Here is a 17,378-nt window from a genome sequence, read left to right on the forward strand (position 1 = left end):
ATATTATCTGGTTTTAAAGATTTGTTTGATGCTTATATACTTAGCACTTTCGAGAATAATCAATATAGAAATTGCTCCAATTAGTGCAGGAATAAAGTGTTGGTATCCTGGGAATTCAAAATTGAAAACACCTTGTAAGAAAGGAATCGTCAGGATGAGATATAATGAAATGGTTGCTATTGAAAGAATCATCCACAAAGCCCAATTTTTTTCAGTAATGATAGTAAAGAAGTTTCGGGTTTTAGAAAGATTGGTCAAAATCAAAAATACATTACCGACAATAAGCGAAGAAAATGCAATAGCTCTGACTTCTCCATCAGTATGTCCTTCCTGTAGAGAAGCAAAATAGACTGCAATAGTCATGGCTAATAACAACAATCCTTGAAGTAAACTTGAAACGATTCGTTTCGCACCAAAAAACTGTTCATTAGGATTTCTAGGAGCGCGGTTCATAATATTTTTTTCTTCTTGTTCGTATTCAAAAGCTATGGAACAAACAGGATCGATAATTAATTCTAAAAGCACGATATGCAATGGCATTAACAACAAAGGAAGCGATGGGAAAAATGCCGGTAATAGTGTTAACCCGATAATAGGAATGTGAATCGCAATGATGTAGGCCATGGCTTTTTGAAGATTATCAAATATTTTTCTTCCTAAACGAATAGCTGATACGATTGAAGCAAAATTATCATCTAATAATACCAGAGACGAGGCTTCTCTAGCCACGTCGGTTCCCATAATTCCCATGGCAATACCAATGTTTGCAGCTTTTAAAGCTGGAGCATCATTTACTCCGTCTCCTGTCATGGCAACAACTTCCTGATTCGCTTTTAAGGCATTTACGATTCTGAGTTTTTGCTCCGGTACAACACGGGCAAATACCGTTACGGATTCTATTTTGTTTTTAAGTTCTTCATCGGTTAGGTTTTTAAGTTCCTCACCAGTCATGATTACTCCATCATCAGGCAGACCAATTTGAGAAGCAATGCTTTTCGCTGTTGTCGGGAAGTCGCCTGTAATCATGATAACCTTTATACCCGCAGTGTGACAATCTTTAATGGCTTGCGGTACTTCGGGACGAATAGGATCTTCCAATCCTAATAAACCTTTAAACTGAAGATTGAAATGTGTTTGATTTTCTGGAATTTCTGTTTCATTTACAGAAGTGGTAGCAACAGCTATGATTCTAAGACCCTTAAGGGCAAAATCTTTAGCGATTTTTAAATGTTTTTCGGTTTCCTCTTCGGATAACTTACATAAACTAAAAATAGCTTCGGGAGCCCCTTTAGTAGCGACTAAGATCTGATCGGAAGCGTTATCTTTCACTACTCGGGTCATTGCCAGTAATGATTTAGATATAGGGAATTCTTTCAACAGTTGGAAATCAGAAACCAAACCATTTTCTAATTGACTGTGCGCAACGGTAAAGGCTTTTTCCATTGGGTCTAAAGAATTTTCTTGAGAGGCCAAATGCGCCAATTGAATAATTTCTCTGATTTTCGTTTGTTGTTCCGAAAAACTATGTTTAAAAAAAGATTGATTTCCATCATAAACAGCCGAAATATCCATCTTGTTTTGGGTAATGGTTCCGGTTTTGTCACTACATAAGACAGTAGCAGATCCCAAAGTTTCTATGGCGGATGGTTTACGGGTTAAAACTTTCTTTTTAGACAATCGCCAGGCTCCTAAAGCTAAAAAGATGGTCAACACCACCGGGAATTCTTCTGGTAATATAGCCATGGCAGCCGCTAAACCATTGAGTAAGGATTGTATAAAATTTCCACGAATCAGATAAAAAGCAACAACAACACTAGCACTAAGAATGGCTCCAACTATGAATAAATTCTTAATTAAAGATTTCATCTCCTTCTGCATTCTAGTTTCTTCTTGTTCGATGGCAAGCAAGGAACTTCCGATTTTACCAAATTCTGTATTTATTCCTGTGCTCGTAATCTCAGCATATCCTTTTCCTTGTACTACTAGAGTTCCGCTGAAAATCAAATGGTTTGTGTTATTAGCTTCTTGTTGTGCTGATTTGTGAACTGGAATAGATTCCCCAGTTAGAATTGATTCGTCTATGGTGAGATTGAGGGATTCTAATAAATAACCATCGGCAGGAACTCGATCTCCTTCATTTAGAATAACAATGTCTCCAGGAACGACTTCACGACCAAAAATACGGGTTTCAACTCCGTCGCGAATAACCAAGGCGCGTGGCGAAGATAAGTTTTTAAGAGTATTAAGTGCTTTTTCTGTTTTTTGAGATTGATAAAAAGTGATGAATATAATGATGAAAATGGTAGAAAGTAAGATAATACCTTCTCGGATATCACCCAAAATAATATAGAGTATTCCACAACTGATTAGAAGAATAAACATGGGCTCTTTCACAATGTCTAAAGCAATGTGAAAAATGTTTTTTGGTTTTTCAGAAGGAAGTTCGTTATAACCAAAAGTATTTAGTTGTTGTGTTACTTCTTTGGTGGAGAGCCCTTTTTTCATATTGTGTGTTTCAAAAACAGTTGCTTGTGTAAATATACGAAAGATGTTTGTCTATAGTGAAAAGGTGTTGTGTTTAATGCGGCTTTGTAGAGGTAGAAAATTTTAGTAGAAGATAAAAATAAAAAATCCCTAACTATAATATAATTAGGGACTTAAAAATTATTTAATTAAGAGATCAACTCTCAGAAATTATTCCTGAACTAATACCCATTCACCAGAAGCTAATAACGCTTCTGCTTTTTTGTATTTCATAGTTTCTGTTTTACCACTTAGAATGTGTTTAATAGTCACATTGTCATTACGGTTAATCTTTGGTTGATCACGAACGATGGTTTCTGTTACTTGTTGTTGCGTTGGTTGTTGACTTGCTTGCGAAGCTTCGCGGTTTCGCTCTGCTTGTTCTTCCATGTTCAACACTTCGTCTTTAATTTCGTGATACATTTCACGTGATGCTTCTTTGGCTTCTTCGATGTTGGTATTTTGTTGTGGTAAATCACCTTTAAATAAGAATGAAATTACTTCTTTATTAATACCATCAAGCATATTTCTAAATAAATTGAAAGCTTCAAATTTATAAATCAATAATGGATCTTTTTGCTCGTGAACAGCTAGTTGCACCGATTGTTTCAATTCATCCATTTTGCGTAGGTGCTTTTTCCAAGCTTCGTCCACAATTGCAAGAGTGATGTTCTTTTCGAAATCCGCAACCAATTGTTTTCCTTGTGTTTCATAAGCCTTTTTCAGATCGGTCACTACGTTTAATGTTTTAATTCCGTCAGAGAAAGGAACAATGATTCTTTCGAATTGATTGTTTGGATTTTCATAAACATTTCTAATGATAGGGAAGGCTTCGTGCGCATCTCTAACATTTTTCTCCTGATAATAGTCAGAAGCAGCTTTATAACATTTACCAGCAATTTCAACGTCGGTTAAACGATTAAAATCAGCTTCAGTAATTGGAGAAGTTATAGATAAATAGCGAATTAATTCGAATTCAAAGTTTTTAAAGTCTTTGCTTAATTTGTTCTTTTCAGCAATGCTTTCACAAACATCGTAAATCATATTCGCAATATCAAGTTTCAAACGTTCACCGTTCAAAGCGTGTCTGCGACGTTTGTAAACAACTTCACGTTGAGAATTCATAACATCATCATATTCTAATAGACGTTTACGAACTCCGAAATTGTTCTCTTCTACTTTTTTCTGTGCTCTTTCGATAGATTTGGTCATCATAGAATGCTGAATCACTTCACCTTCTTTCAAGCCCATTCTATCCATGATTTTTGCTACACGGTCAGAACCAAACAAACGCATTAGGTTATCTTCCAAAGACACATAGAATTGTGAACTTCCCGGATCTCCTTGACGACCCGCACGACCACGTAACTGACGATCTACACGACGTGAATCATGACGTTCTGTTCCAATGATAGCTAATCCACCTGCAGCTTTTACTTCGTCAGTCAATTTAATGTCGGTACCACGACCAGCCATGTTAGTAGCAATAGTTACTACTCCAGGTTTACCAGCTTCGGCAACGATTTGAGCTTCTTGTTTGTGCATTTTAGCATTTAAAACATTGTGCTGAATGCCACGCATTTTCAACATACGGCTCAATACTTCAGAAATTTCTACCGAAGTTGTACCAATTAAGACAGGACGACCTTGTGCTACCAATTCTTGGACATCTTCAGCAACGGCATTGAATTTCTCACGAACCGAACGGTAGATTAAATCCTCTTTATCAATACGTGAAATACCTCTGTTGGTAGGAATTTCAACAACATCTAACTTGTAAATTTCAAAGAACTCACCCGCTTCAGTTACTGCAGTACCAGTCATACCTGCTAATTTGCTGTACATACGGAAGTAATTTTGCAAAGTAATCGTTGCGTAGGTTTGTGTAGCGTCTTTAATTTTTACATTTTCTTTGGCTTCAATAGCTTGGTGTAATCCATCAGAATAACGACGACCATCCATGATACGACCCGTTTGCTCGTCTACGATTAACACTTCATTGTCCATAATCACATATTCGGTATCTTTTTCGAATAGGGTATAGGCTTTTAATAATTGTGTTAATGTATGGATACGCTCACTTTTAACAGTGAAATCTGCAAAAAGTGCCTCTTTTTGTTCAGCTTCTTCTTCTCTTGAAAGATTTTGTTTTTCGATACGAGCAATTTCGGTACCGATATCAGGAAGGACAAAGAAGTTATCATCAGTGGTTTTAGATAATTCTATGATACCACTTTCGGTTAATTCTACCTGATTGTTTTTTTCTTCAATAACAAAATACAATGCTTCGTCTACTTGAGGCATTTTACGGTTGTTATCAGACATGTATTCGTTTTCTGTCTTTTGAAGAATTTGTTTCACACCTTCTTCAGACAAAAATTTAATTAATGCTTTGTTTTTCGGTAAGGCACGGTGTGCTCTTAATAATTGGAATCCACCTTCTTTGGTGTTTCCTTCTTTGATTAATCGTTTGGCTTCTGCTAAAAATCCGTTTGCTAACTGACGTTGGATTCCTACAAGGCTTTCGATTTTTGGTTTTAATTCATTGAATTCATGACGATCACCATCAGTTACCTGTCCAGAAATAATCAAAGGTGTACGAGCATCATCGATTAATACTGAATCGACCTCATCGACAATAGCGAAATTATGTTTGCGTTGTACTAATTCACTAGGCGAATGAGCCATGTTATCTCTCAAGTAATCAAAACCAAATTCGTTATTAGTACCGTAAGTGATATCTGCTTCGTATGCTTTGCGACGAGCATCGGTATTTGGCTGGTGGTTGTCGATACAATCTACTGTTAAACCATGAAATTCGAAAAGTGGTGCTTTCCAAGTGCTATCACGTTTTGCCAAGTAGTCGTTCACGGTTACTAAATGTACTCCATTCCCTGTTAAAGCATTTAGATAAAGTGGTAAGGTAGCTACTAAAGTTTTACCTTCTCCCGTTTGCATTTCTGCAATTTTACCCTGATGCAGTACCACACCACCAATCATCTGTACATCATAGTGGATCATATCCCAGGTCACTGTTTTTCCTGCAGCATCCCAAGAGTTTGCCCATACTGCATGGTCTCCTTCTATAGTAATATATGATTTAGAAGCCGATAATTCGCGATCTTTTGGGGTAGCGGTTACTCTTACTTGTGTATTTTCTTTAAAACGACGAGCGGTTTCTTTTACCACAGCAAACGCTTCCGGTAGAATTTCATTTAAAGCTTTTTCAGAAATATCATAAGCTTCTTTTTCCAACTTATCTATCTCGTTGTAGATATCTTCTCGAGCATCTATGTCGGTAATATTTTCAACTTCGGCTCTTAGGGACGCTATTTTGCTGTCTTTTTCGGCACGAGCCTGTTTTATTTTTTCTTTGAATTCGATAGTTTTAGCACGTAATTCATCGTTCGTAAGGGCTATTAAAGCTCCTTCGAAAGATTTAATTTTTGTGATAATAGGTTGAATGGCTTTAACGTCGTTTTGTGACTTATCGCCTAAAAATACTTTTAATATACTGTTTATGAAACTCATAACGCGTTTGTTTAAATATGTGTAAAAATAACCAAAAAAAAAGCCTCGCGAGAGACTTTTCTAGTAGGTTTTATGATTAATATTCATCCTCATTCCAAAGATAATCTTCGTCTGTTGGATAATCAGGCCAAATCTCTTCCATTGACTCGTAAATCTCTCCTTCATCTTCAATTGATTGAAGGTTTTCTACTACTTCTAGTGGAGCACCAGTTCTAATAGCATAGTCGATTAATTCGTCTTTCGTAGCCGGCCATGGAGCATCACTTAAATAAGATGCCAATTCTAATGTCCAATACATCTCTGTAAAATTTTTAATTTATGCAAAAATAATTTTTCTACTTAAAAAATCAAGTTTTTTTTAATTTATTTTCAATTCTTTTTAAGAACGTTTTTTTATTTGATCAGCAGACTAGTTTTTTTAATTATAAAAAAAAATCCCAATACGTTATTTTCGGGGAATCCATTGAACCTCGTCAGCTTTGAGGTCATGTGACAACTTTCGTGCCAAGACAAAAAGATAGTCAGAAAGTCGGTTTAAATACATTAAAACTAACTCTTCTATTGGTTCTAGTTCATTTAAATGGGTGGATAAACGCTCTGCACGTCGGCAAACGCAGCGCGCTATATGACAATATGACACAGTGGTGTGTCCTCCGGGTAATACAAAATGCGTCATTGGAGGCAAAGCATTTTCCATAGTATCGATTTCATTTTCTAAAAAAGTAATGTCCGATTCGTTTATGCCTAAGTTTTGTAAACGTTTTTCACCGTTTTTTAAGATTTCTTTTTCCGGTGGAGTAGCCAGAATAGCCCCAACTGTAAACAAACGATCTTGAATTTCAATTAAGACTTTCTGATAAAGTGGATTTATATCCTGATCGCGGATTAGTCCAATATGAGAGTTTAATTCGTCTACCGTTCCGTAACTTTCAATTCGAATATGGTGTTTTGGGACTCTAGTGCCTCCAAATAATGCTGTGGTGCCTTTGTCTCCAGTTTTGGTATATACCTTCATGATATTATTGGTTTACAAAATCAATATTTTGTTCTTAGGGTCAAATAAACAAATTTACGAACAACAAATCAACTATTTTTTTGAGTCACTTTCAATGAGTCCGTCGCGGAGACGAATGATTCGATGGGCATGAGCTGCAATGTCTTCTTCGTGAGTTACTAGAATAACCGTATTTCCATTGGCGTGGATTTCTCCAAAAAGCTTCATGATTTCAACAGAAGTTTTACTGTCTAGGTTTCCGGTAGGTTCATCTGCCAAAATAATAGAAGGGTGATTAACCAAGGCTCTAGCAACTGCTACACGCTGGCGTTGTCCTCCTGATAGTTGATTGGGTTGGTGGTCCATTCGGTCCTGTAGCCCCACTTGTGTTAGTACTTCTTTAGCACGAGCATTTCGTTCGGTTTTGGAGTAGCCAGCATATATCATGGGTAAGGCTACATTGTCTAAAGCAGTAGTTCGTGGTAGTAAATTGAAAGTTTGAAAAACAAACCCAATTTCTTTATTTCGAATTTCAGCAAGTTCGTCATCTACCATCTGACTGACATCTTTTCCGTTAAGGATGTAAGATCCCGAAGTAGGGGTGTCTAAACAACCTAAGATATTCATCAAAGTAGATTTTCCGGATCCCGAAGGTCCCATTAAAGCTACATATTCTCCTTTGTCAATCTGTAGATCGATTCCTTTCAAAACGTTGATGGTTTCATTTCCTAGTTGAAAATCACGTTTGATGTCGGATATTGTTATTAAAGCTTCGCTCATTATTTTTTGCAAATGGTACAGCTATAAGTACATGATATGTGTAATTTGTTACAGTAATTTTAGGAGGTGATCTTGTAAATTTCGGTTATTCCTTTGAGTATATCTTTAAAATCGATTTCTAAATCGATAAGTTTTCCGGTATGAAGATCGAAAATCCATCCATAAACTGTTAATCCTCTGGTTTGAATTGCTTTTTGAACCTCTGCTGTTTTAATAATATTGATGCATTGCTCCTGAACGTTTAGTTCGATTAACCTTCTATAGCGTTCTTCTTCGTTTTCAATGCTGTTAAGTTCCCTTTTGTGAATTCGGTACACATCACGAATGTTTCTAAGCCATGGGTTTAAAATCCCTAAATCGGATTGTTGCATGGCTGCTTTCACACCTCCGCATCCATAATGCCCACAAACTACAATATGATTTACATGAAGGTGTTCTACCGCATAATTTATAACTGACATCGAATTGAGATCGGTATTAGGAACCATATTGGCGATGTTGCGATGCACAAATACTTGTCCGGGTTTTAGTCCCATTAAATCTTCTGCCGAAACCCTACTGTCTGAGCATCCAATGTATAGAAATTCAGGGGTTTGTCCTAAAGAGAGTTGATCAAAATATTGAGGGTTATTCTCTAGTTTTTGAGCAATCCACTTTTGGTTATTTTCGAAAATTTGTTCTACGTTCATATAAAGACTTTTTAAAAAATAAAAAAGATTAGGTTCTAATAGTAAAATGTTCTTTCTCTTGTTCTTTCCTAAAAAAGACTAATCCCCATTGAAAAGTGTCAATGGTAACAGTCACTTTTGGATGATTTTTGATCTCTTCCCATGCTTGTTCCATTTCTTTTGACCAGTGAATGTCATCAAAAATCCAAACGGTTTCGTTGGTAATTGTGGGAAGAAGTGATTCAAAATAATGTAAGGTTGCTTCTTTAGAATGATTGCCATCAAAATAAATCAGTTGATAGTGAGTAGTTGCGAATGAATTCTTCTTCAGATATTCGTTAAATTCCGTGACAACTGATTGTATATTATCAAGGTGAAATTCTTTAAATTGTTCTTGTGCCTGTCCTGAAGTTTTTGGACAACCTTCTAAAGTAGTGATTTTTGATTTTTGATTTAGCTTCGCTCTGTTCGTCTCTGACTCGAGTCCCAAAGAAAGAGCCGAAGTAGCTAGTCCTAAAGAAGTTCCTATTTCTAAAATATGTTCGGGTTGAAAATAGCGAACAATTCTAAACAACAATTCCGCCTTTTTTACAGAGATACCTGCCGTTTGTGCAATTTTACTGATTTGTCTATTATTCGATTTAAAAACCCTTGAACCGGCACCAAAATCAGTTACTTCTATAAACTGTTTGTTCCGAAGCAACCTTTTTCGGTATTCTTTTAATGTTTTGTATTCGGAATAAATGGTAGTGTCATAAAAACATTTAGTAACCAAATGAAACACAAAGGGAGAATGGACTCCATGTTGATTTTTGGATTGCCAGAGAAAATTCAGATATGATTTTATGAGATGCAACATTTATTCTTCCATTTTAGCTGAGAGTTCAAACCAACGTTCCTCTTTTTCTTCTATGGTTTGAATGATTTTTTGCAATTCGTTGGCTTTGCCTTCTATTTCATTGTCAGCGACTTTTCCTTCAGAAAACAAATTTTCAATTTCGATTTTCTTATTCTCTAAATCTTTAATTTCTCGCTCTATCTTTTGAAATTCTTTTTGCTCATTAAAATTTAATCCATTGGTTTTCGGGTTGTTTTGTTTCCAATTGACTTTTTCCTTGGATTCTTCCTTCACAGGTTCTATACTGTCCTCGTAGGCTCTGAAGTCGGAATAATTACCAGGGAAGTTTTCAATTTCGCCTTGACCTCTAAAAACAAGTAGATTGTCTACAATTTTATCCATGAAATAACGATCGTGCGAAACAACCAGCAAACAGCCCGGATAATCTAAAAGAAAACTTTCCAAGACATTCAGGGTAACAATATCTAAGTCGTTGGTAGGCTCATCGAGAATAAGGAAGTTAGGATTCTGAATTAGGACCGTACATAAATACAAACGCTTGAGTTCGCCACCACTTAATTTTTCAACATAATCGTATTGTTTCTTCGAATCGAAAAGGAAACGCTCTAATAATTGCGAAGCAGAGATAATTCTTCCTTTGGCCAAAGGAATGTATTCGCCGTATTCTTTAATTATATCTATAACGCGTTGACCTGGTTTTGGATTTATCCCACTTTGGGTGTAATAACCAATTTTAATAGTATCACCAACAATAACTTTACCGCTATCGGCAGGAATGGTTTGGGTTAAAAGATTTAGAAAAGTAGATTTTCCAGTTCCGTTTTTTCCAATGATTCCAATTCGGGCGCCTCGCTGAAAATCGAAGGAGAAATCATTGAGGATAATTTTGTCGTTGAATTTTTTAGAAATTTTGTGAAGTTCGATAATCTTACTTCCCATACGTTCCATGTTAATTTCTAGTTCAACAACGTTTTCCTTGCGACGACTTTCTGCTTTTTGTTTGATGATATAGAAATCCTCTTGACGCGATTTCGATTTAGTGGTGCGGGCTTTGGGTTGACGACGCATCCAAGCTAATTCCTTCACAAAAAGATTTTGAGCCTTGTCGATACTAGCATTTTCCGAAGCAATACGCTCTTCTTTCTTTTCTAAATAGTAGGAATAGTTTCCTTTGTATTGGTATAATTTTCCATTATCTAATTCTAGTATTTCGTTACACACTCGTTCTAAGAAGAAACGATCATGGGTTACCATGAATAATGTGATGTTTTCTTTAGCAAAATAGCTTTCTAACCATTCAATCATTTCAAGATCTAAGTGGTTGGTTGGCTCATCTAAAATTAATAGGTCGGGACGGTTAATTAGAATGATAGCTAATGATAAACGCTTTTTTTGTCCTCCGGAAAGATTTTTAACTTTAAGTTTTAAATCTTCTAATTTTAGTTTGAATAAGATTTGTTTGTATTGAGTTTCAAAATCCCAAGCATTATGACGATCCATGTCATCAAAAGCTTTTTGATATGCTTCTTCCTCTTCTGGATTTTCTAAGGCCTTTTCATACTGTTCAATTACCTTTAATATTTCATTGTCTGAAGCAAAAATACTTTCTTCAATGGTCAATTCTTCCTGAAGGTTATGATCTTGAGATAAAAAAGCCATTTTGATATCTTTACGAATTACTACCTGACCGGTATCTGGCTCATCTTCACCATTAATAATACGCATTATACTGGTTTTTCCCGAACCGTTTTTGGCAATAAATGCAATTTTTTGATCTTTATTGATTCCGAAAGATAGGTTTTCGAATAAAGTTCTTTCTCCAAACGATTTAGATATATTTTCGACAGATAGGTAGTTCACTTTGAAAGTAGGATTTACAAATTAAAGTGCAAAAATACGGTTTTGTATTCAGTTTGTTCATCACAAATAAAAAAGCTGCCTAAAAAGACAGCTTTATTTTTATTTAATGATATCAACTTCAATTTGACTATCGTTGTGAACTTTAACAAAAGCTTTGGTGTAATCCTCTTTTTTAGCCAAGTAAGGGTTGTCTAAAAACTTTTGTGGATTAATGGCCATTAACGGATACCAAGTACTTTGTACTTGAATCTGAATTTTATGTCCTTCTTTGAAAGTATGTAACACATCTTGTAATCGGAACTTGATTGGTGTAGGTTGGTTAGGGGTTAATGATTCAGGTTTTTCGAAACTGTTTCTGAATCTTGCCGGCATGATTTCGCTGCGCACCATTTGGTGGTAATTTGCATATAAAACATTAGGTTTGTCATTGTTTTGAGGTTCATCGGCAGGATATACGTCAATCAGTTTTACTACAAAATCAGCATCCGTTGCAGTGGTTGAAATATTTAAATTTACTGTAATTTCACCACCTAACGTAATATCTTCCGTCAGATAATCCGTACTGAACGTAATCACATCGGGACGACTTGTAGCGAAACGTTGGTCTTCACTCATGTAATTTCTAGGGGTAAAACCATTCAATTCGGTGTAATTAATACTGCTCGGAACCGGTTTGTTAGGGTCGCTAAAATATTCTGAAGCACCCATATTTTCTGGTTTGGTATTGAGTAGTTTTCCGTTTTCCGATAAATAGAAAACTAGTTTCGATGCATTTTTAGGTGGCCAATTTGCAAATTCATTCCATTGTTTTTTACCGGTATCAAACATGTAAGCTTCAGGAAGTGCTACGGCTTCTTTTTTGTTTTCTTTTAAGTAATAATTGAAGAATTTTTGTTCGATGTTTTTCTGATAAAAAGTAGCGATGCTGTCACCAAAATAAATGTCATTATGAAAGTGTTTGCCATTTTCTCTAGACCAACCGCCATGAGAGAAAGGTCCCATAACAATAGTATTTTTGGCTTTAGGGTTGTTTTTTTCAATAGTTTTATAAATATTCAGCGGTCCAGCCAAATCTTCGGCATCAAACCATCCACCTACTGTCATTACCGCATGTTTGATGTTTTTTAAATGAGGTAATAAATTTCTTTTTTTCCAGAAATCATCATAATTAGGATGGTTAATGATTTCTTGCATGAAGAAATTGTCCGAATAATATTTATCAACCCCTTCTTTTAAAGTTCCCATTTCATTGTAAAAAATCGAACCGTCTTTAGAAATAGGTTTAATCATTTTGTCTTCGTACCAAGCTTTATTTTCTGCTTTTGTTTTTTGCACTCCAAATACAGGGAATGTTTTAAAATAACCCATCAAGAAAGCTCCATTATGATGAAAATCATCAAAAAAGAAATCGGAAATAGGTGCTTGAGGTGAAGATGCTACCAATGCAGGGTGGTTAGCCAATGTTCCCACAGCGGAGTAAAAACCAGGATACGAAGTGCCATATTGGCCCACTTTTCCGTTATTATTGGCAATGTTTTTAATCAACCAGTCGATGGTGTCAAAAGTATCGGTGCTTTCATCCACATCATTTTTGGTTTTATGATCTACCTGAGGTGTCATATTTGTAAAAGTCCCTTCGCTCATATAGCGACCGCGAACATCTTGATATACAAAAATGTATTTATCCTGCGCTAAAAATTTGTTAGGCCCTAAACTTTTACGATAATTTTTCTCACCGTACGGCGCTACACTATAACAAGTGCGTTGCATTAAAAAAGGATATTTGTTAGCCTTCGAAATGTCTTTTGGAATGTAAATGCTAGTAAAAAGTTTTATTCCGTCGCGCATCGGGATGTAAACTTCTTTTTTGTCATAATCTTTTTCAATGGAAGATTGGGCAACTCCTGAAAAACTGAAGCAGACTAAAAGAAAAGATAATATTAATTTCATGTGGTTGATTTTTTATCGAATTTATTAATAAAAATGAAAAAATAATTTAATGTTATGTTAATTTCACAAGTTTAGTATTAATAGTTATTTTCGCAACATGCAATTGTCGGTTATTATTCTCAATTATAATGTTCAGTATTTTTTAGAACAATGCGTTTTAAGTGTTCAAAAAGCACTTCAAGGAATCGAATCGGAAATTATTGTCGTAGATAATTTTTCGCAAGATGGAAGTTGTGAAATGATCAAAAAACGTTTCCCTTTTGTAAAACTTATAGAGAACAAAGAGAATCTAGGCTTTCCCAAAGGGAATAATATTGGTGTAGCACATGCGCAGGGACGCTATTTGTGTATTTTAAATCCCGATACCGTTGTTGCAGAAGACACTTTTTCTAAATTATTACATTTTGTAACGTCTACTCAATTTGAGAGTTTACCAGCAAACCAACCATTAGGGATTATAGGTTGCAAACTTATAGATGGAACCGGTAATTTTCTGCCGGAATCCAAACGTGGTGTTCCAACACCTTGGGTAGCATTGACGAAAATCTTCGGATTGTATAAATTTTTTCCAAAGTTTAGAGTTTTCAATCAATATTATGCACAGCATTTAAACGAAAACGAATCGGGACAAGTTTCGGTATTGGTAGGTGCTTTCATGTTTATGAAACGCGAATTGTATCTAGAAGTTGGTGGATTTGATGAAAACTGTTTTATGTATTCAGATGATATCGATTTGAGTTATTTGATAGAAAAAGCAGGGTATCAGAACTATTATTTTCATGAAACTTCTGTGATTCATTATAAAGGAGAAAGTACCGTACGTGATGAAAAGTATTTGCACCGCTTCAAAGAGGCTATGCAGTTTTTTTATAAGAAGCATTTTGGAGGTTCTTTTTTCTTTAATTTTTTAATGAAAATAGGAACTTTTATTTTCGCTTTATTGAAGCAAAAACAACAAAAACAGCGTGTGGTTTCTGTTGATGAATATATCTTGTTTTCGAAAGATGAAAATTTAAGAAATCAACTACAATCTCAATTGCAAAAAAACGTACATCGATTTACGGATATTAACGAAAATGAGTTACTTTCGCATACAAATTCATCGGGAAAACGTTTCGAAATTGTATTGGATAATAATTGTTTCTCTTGTAAAGAAATCATTGCTTTTCTAGAAAAACAGAAAAATAAAAATTTCACTTTTAAAATTATTCCTGAAAAAACCTCTTTTATGATTGGAAGTAATAGTAGTTACGACAGGGGAGAGGTAATAAAAATTGAATAAAAAATAGGTTTTGTGAAATTATAAATCAAATTAATTAGTAATTTTGCAATCCAAATAGAAAAACACAACTTTAGTTTAATAATATGGCAAAGTTTGAATTGAAATTGCCCAAAATGGGAGAAAGTGTTGCCGAAGCAACAGTAACTAACTGGTTAAAAAACGTAGGAGACAAAATAGAACAAGATGAAGCTGTTCTTGAAATCGCTACCGATAAAGTAGATAGTGAAGTGCCTTCAGAAGTATCTGGAACACTTGTAGAAATATTATTTCAAAAAGATGATGTTGTTCAAGTAGGTCAAACTATTGCCATTATCGAAACCGAAGGCGATACTCCTCAAGTAGCAACGGCTGTTTCGAATGAAGTTGAGAAAGCAGTTGCTGTAGCTGAAGTAGCCAAATCGGTAGAAGTAGCCAAAGAAACGGTTGCTCCAGCAGATTTTTCTGCCTCAGAAAAATTCTTTTCACCTTTAGTGAAAAATATTGCCAAAGAAGAAGGAATTTCATTAGCGGAATTAGAGTCTATTAATGGTTCTGGGAAAGACGGTCGTGTTAATAAAGAAGATTTATTAAATTACATTAAAAATAGAGGAAGCCAACCGGCAGTAGTTAGTACTCCAAAAGTGCAAACACCAGTGGTAGCTTCTCCTTCGACACAAGCGGTTCCGGTATCTGTTAACGGAGCCGATGAAATTGTAGAAATGGACAGAATGCGTAAGCTGATTTCTAAATACATGGTAGAATCGGTTCAAACTTCTGCACACGTTCAGTCTTTCATTGAAGTAGATGTTACTAATATCGTGAAATGGAGAGATAAGGTGAAAAATGCTTTCGAAAAGAGAGAAGGTGAGAAATTGACTTTTACACCTATATTCATGGAAGCGGTTGCAAAAGCCTTACGAGATTTCCCAGGAATGAATATTTCGGTTGACGGAGAGTACATCATCAAAAAGAAAAATATCAACTTAGGAATGGCAGCAGCTTTACCAAACGGAAACTTAATTGTACCGGTGATCAAAAACGCCGATCAATTGAATTTAGTAGGTATGGCTAAGGCTGTAAACGATTTAGGAAACCGTGCTAAAGCCGGAAAACTTAAACCGGATGATACACAAGGAGGAACTTACACAGTAACCAATGTAGGAACTTTCGGTTCTGTTTTTGGAACACCAATTATCAATCAACCGCAAGTAGGTATCTTGGCTTTGGGTGCTATTCGTAAAGTACCTGCTGTTATCGAAACACCGGAGGGAGATTTTATAGGAATTCGTCAAAAAATGTTCTTATCGCACTCGTACGATCACAGAGTAGTTGATGGTGCGTTAGGAGGAAGTTTCGTAAAACGCGTTGCCGATTACTTAGAAGCTTGGGATATCAATAGAGATATTTAATATCAAATAAATTATAAATCAACCCGATACTGAAAAGTCTCGGGTTTTTTCTTTTGGAGCGAATGGCTTGGGCTTTTTTGGTTTCCATTTTCCTGCTGTCCGTTTCAATCTTTTTTAAACCTAACAGGTTTCAAAAACCTGTTAGGTTTAAAAAAGGATTTTCTCTACCATCAGGGCTAGGTTGTATTTGTATTGATTTTTTTGGTAATTATCTAAAATATAAAATGTTAAAATTAAATTAATGTTTTTTTTAACATTTTTATTCGTTATATATTTAAATTGGTTCCACTATTGAAAATTCTTACAAATATGTATTCCAAATATAAAATCATCGCTCTAGACCTCCAAAACGCTACAATTGAAAATCTAAATCATTGGTTCATTACTTCTGATTTTATAACGGCTGAAACAACCAAAGATTACTTGCGTTATCGAGTAAAAGATGAGGAAAATACTATTCATTTAATTTATATAATTAATGACTTTTTATTCGGTACTACTAGTAAAGAGGATTATCCGTTGATTGATATACCGGAATATTTAACCAATGATATTGTTGAATATTGTAAACCCATCCAATTAAGTGAAATCGAATCTTATCGTTCTGTAATTATCGATTGGATTTTTAATACCGATACAACTAGATCAAAAACAGCTTTCGAAATCAAACCCTTTCAAAAATATACGGTCGATTTTTATGAAATGAACTTTCCAGATTTCATTTCCTGTGTTACTTGTATAGAGGTGGAAGAACTGGGTTTTAATTTGAGAGAGTTTTTCCAACCCCTGAATCAAAAGTTCAAAGCCATTCATAACGAGTTCAAAAAATACTATCCCAGAACTCAATATTTACATGAAGTCAAACTAACCAAAATTTATATCCTTGAGAAATACATTTTAGGCTATAGTTTCCGTTTAGAAAATGAACCTTACGAGCATTTCTTTTATAACATCCATTTGGAAAGTTTGCTGCACCAAATCATTCCTTTTCAATTTGATGATAAACCAAAACTAACTGTAGATAGTATATTGGAAAAAATTAACCGAGTAGGTATTGAAAATTTAACAAAAGAAGAACAAGAATTTTTAAACAAACAAAAGTAATATTATGAAAATTGATAAACTACCAAGTTTTTTTTCTGCAAAAGCTATGTATCGATATATAGGCTCAAACATGAAACACTTTCAAGAAAAAAGATTTGAAAACATCAGAATCAAGGATGTAGATTATAAGTTGAATGAAGAATTATTGGTAAAACAAGTCATGTTTGATGGAACTGAAATTATGTATTCAATGATTTCAAGCAATCTGTTTTTTAAAAAAAATGAAAATTTCGAATTTAGAGAAGAGAATTGTTTTTGTGATTTTTGTCTTTTTTATGATGAAGATTACATGGTTTTTGAAGGTTCAATTAGTTATTTAAATGCATTTAAACCAAACTTTGAATATAAGGAATATTTTAATACCACCATTATTTTACCTTTCAACCAAAAACTATTGGATATTTGGGTAAAACATGATAAACAAATACAAGATTAAAAA

13 protein-coding genes are annotated in these 17,378 nt (G+C 34.8%); 4 read left to right on the forward strand and 9 right to left on the reverse strand.

Translation table 11 applies throughout. The features are described 5' to 3' along the window. Positions 1–3: 3 nt before the first annotated feature. The 9 genes from NAT50_RS03320 to NAT50_RS03360 form a co-directional block, all read right to left on the reverse strand. Positions 4–2,505 (reverse strand): cation-translocating P-type ATPase, encoded by a 2,502-nt coding sequence (locus NAT50_RS03320; RefSeq protein ID WP_250591489.1) that lies wholly within the window; start codon positions 2,503–2,505, stop codon positions 4–6. A gap of 189 nt (positions 2,506–2,694) precedes the next feature. Then, positions 2,695–6,054 carry a preprotein translocase subunit SecA gene (gene secA, locus NAT50_RS03325; RefSeq protein WP_250591491.1) on the reverse strand — a complete coding sequence of 1,120 codons (3,360 nt, stop codon included), beginning with the start codon at positions 6,052–6,054 and terminating at the stop codon, positions 2,695–2,697. 76 nt (positions 6,055–6,130) lie between these two features. After that, positions 6,131–6,352: a DUF2795 domain-containing protein gene (locus tag NAT50_RS03330; protein WP_002986941.1), complete on the reverse strand. Its 222-nt coding sequence runs from the start codon at positions 6,350–6,352 to the stop codon at positions 6,131–6,133. A gap of 147 nt (positions 6,353–6,499) precedes the next feature. Next, the gene (locus NAT50_RS03335) at positions 6,500–7,069 is read right to left on the reverse strand and encodes a cob(I)yrinic acid a,c-diamide adenosyltransferase (protein ID WP_250591493.1); all 570 of its coding nucleotides are present in this window, start codon (positions 7,067–7,069) and stop codon (positions 6,500–6,502) included. Between the two features lie 72 nt (positions 7,070–7,141). After that, positions 7,142–7,828: an ABC transporter ATP-binding protein gene (locus NAT50_RS03340; RefSeq protein WP_250591495.1), complete on the reverse strand. Its 687-nt coding sequence runs from the start codon at positions 7,826–7,828 to the stop codon at positions 7,142–7,144. 59 nt (positions 7,829–7,887) lie between these two features. After that, complete coding sequence (locus tag NAT50_RS03345; protein WP_250591497.1) at positions 7,888–8,517, reverse strand: carbonic anhydrase; 630 nt, start codon at positions 8,515–8,517, stop codon at positions 7,888–7,890. A gap of 28 nt (positions 8,518–8,545) precedes the next feature. Beyond that, the gene (locus tag NAT50_RS03350; protein ID WP_250591499.1) at positions 8,546–9,355 is read right to left on the reverse strand and encodes an O-methyltransferase; all 810 of its coding nucleotides are present in this window, start codon (positions 9,353–9,355) and stop codon (positions 8,546–8,548) included. Then, positions 9,356–11,215 (reverse strand): ABC-F family ATP-binding cassette domain-containing protein, encoded by a 1,860-nt coding sequence (locus tag NAT50_RS03355; RefSeq protein WP_250591501.1) that lies wholly within the window; start codon positions 11,213–11,215, stop codon positions 9,356–9,358. It lies immediately after the preceding gene. A gap of 99 nt (positions 11,216–11,314) precedes the next feature. Further along, a complete protein-coding gene (locus NAT50_RS03360) occupies positions 11,315–13,165 on the reverse strand; it encodes a CocE/NonD family hydrolase (protein ID WP_250591503.1) in 1,851 nt (616 codons plus the stop codon). Positions 13,166–13,262: 97 nt separating this feature from the next. On the opposite strand from NAT50_RS03360, the gene NAT50_RS03365 reads away from it, so the two are divergent. From NAT50_RS03365 to NAT50_RS03380, 4 genes are all read left to right on the forward strand, one after another. Further along, positions 13,263–14,447: a glycosyltransferase family 2 protein gene (locus NAT50_RS03365; RefSeq protein WP_250591505.1), complete on the forward strand. Its 1,185-nt coding sequence runs from the start codon at positions 13,263–13,265 to the stop codon at positions 14,445–14,447. A gap of 83 nt (positions 14,448–14,530) precedes the next feature. Continuing rightward, a complete protein-coding gene (locus NAT50_RS03370; protein WP_250591507.1) occupies positions 14,531–15,835 on the forward strand; it encodes a dihydrolipoamide acetyltransferase family protein in 1,305 nt (434 codons plus the stop codon). A gap of 309 nt (positions 15,836–16,144) precedes the next feature. Continuing rightward, positions 16,145–16,939, forward strand: a complete 795-nt coding sequence (locus tag NAT50_RS03375) for a hypothetical protein (protein ID WP_250591509.1) — start codon at positions 16,145–16,147, stop codon at positions 16,937–16,939. A gap of 4 nt (positions 16,940–16,943) precedes the next feature. Next, complete coding sequence (locus tag NAT50_RS03380; RefSeq protein WP_250591511.1) at positions 16,944–17,375, forward strand: hypothetical protein; 432 nt, start codon at positions 16,944–16,946, stop codon at positions 17,373–17,375. Positions 17,376–17,378 lie beyond the last annotated feature (3 nt).

The organism is Flavobacterium luminosum (assembly GCF_023635005.1).
GTDB lineage: Bacteria > Bacteroidota > Bacteroidia > Flavobacteriales > Flavobacteriaceae > Flavobacterium > Flavobacterium luminosum.

What these genes read in the sequence shown, in the direction of transcription:
- NAT50_RS03365 (WP_250591505.1), top strand. Translation starts at nt 13,263, where the DNA reads ATGCAATTGTCGGTTATTATTCTCAATTATAATGTTCAGTATTTTTTA.
- NAT50_RS03375 (WP_250591509.1), top strand. Translation starts at nt 16,145, where the DNA reads ATGTATTCCAAATATAAAATCATCGCTCTAGACCTCCAAAACGCTACA.
- secA (WP_250591491.1), bottom strand. Translation starts at nt 6,054, where the DNA reads ATGAGTTTCATAAACAGTATATTAAAAGTATTTTTAGGCGATAAGTCA.
- NAT50_RS03335 (WP_250591493.1), bottom strand. Translation starts at nt 7,069, where the DNA reads ATGAAGGTATATACCAAAACTGGAGACAAAGGCACCACAGCATTATTT.
- NAT50_RS03320 (WP_250591489.1), bottom strand. Translation starts at nt 2,505, where the DNA reads ATGAAAAAAGGGCTCTCCACCAAAGAAGTAACACAACAACTAAATACT.
- NAT50_RS03345 (WP_250591497.1), bottom strand. Translation starts at nt 8,517, where the DNA reads ATGAACGTAGAACAAATTTTCGAAAATAACCAAAAGTGGATTGCTCAA.
- NAT50_RS03340 (WP_250591495.1), bottom strand. Translation starts at nt 7,828, where the DNA reads ATGAGCGAAGCTTTAATAACAATATCCGACATCAAACGTGATTTTCAA.
- NAT50_RS03370 (WP_250591507.1), top strand. Translation starts at nt 14,531, where the DNA reads ATGGCAAAGTTTGAATTGAAATTGCCCAAAATGGGAGAAAGTGTTGCC.
- NAT50_RS03350 (WP_250591499.1), bottom strand. Translation starts at nt 9,355, where the DNA reads ATGTTGCATCTCATAAAATCATATCTGAATTTTCTCTGGCAATCCAAA.
- NAT50_RS03360 (WP_250591503.1), bottom strand. Translation starts at nt 13,165, where the DNA reads ATGAAATTAATATTATCTTTTCTTTTAGTCTGCTTCAGTTTTTCAGGA.
- NAT50_RS03330 (WP_002986941.1), bottom strand. Translation starts at nt 6,352, where the DNA reads ATGTATTGGACATTAGAATTGGCATCTTATTTAAGTGATGCTCCATGG.
- NAT50_RS03380 (WP_250591511.1), top strand. Translation starts at nt 16,944, where the DNA reads ATGAAAATTGATAAACTACCAAGTTTTTTTTCTGCAAAAGCTATGTAT.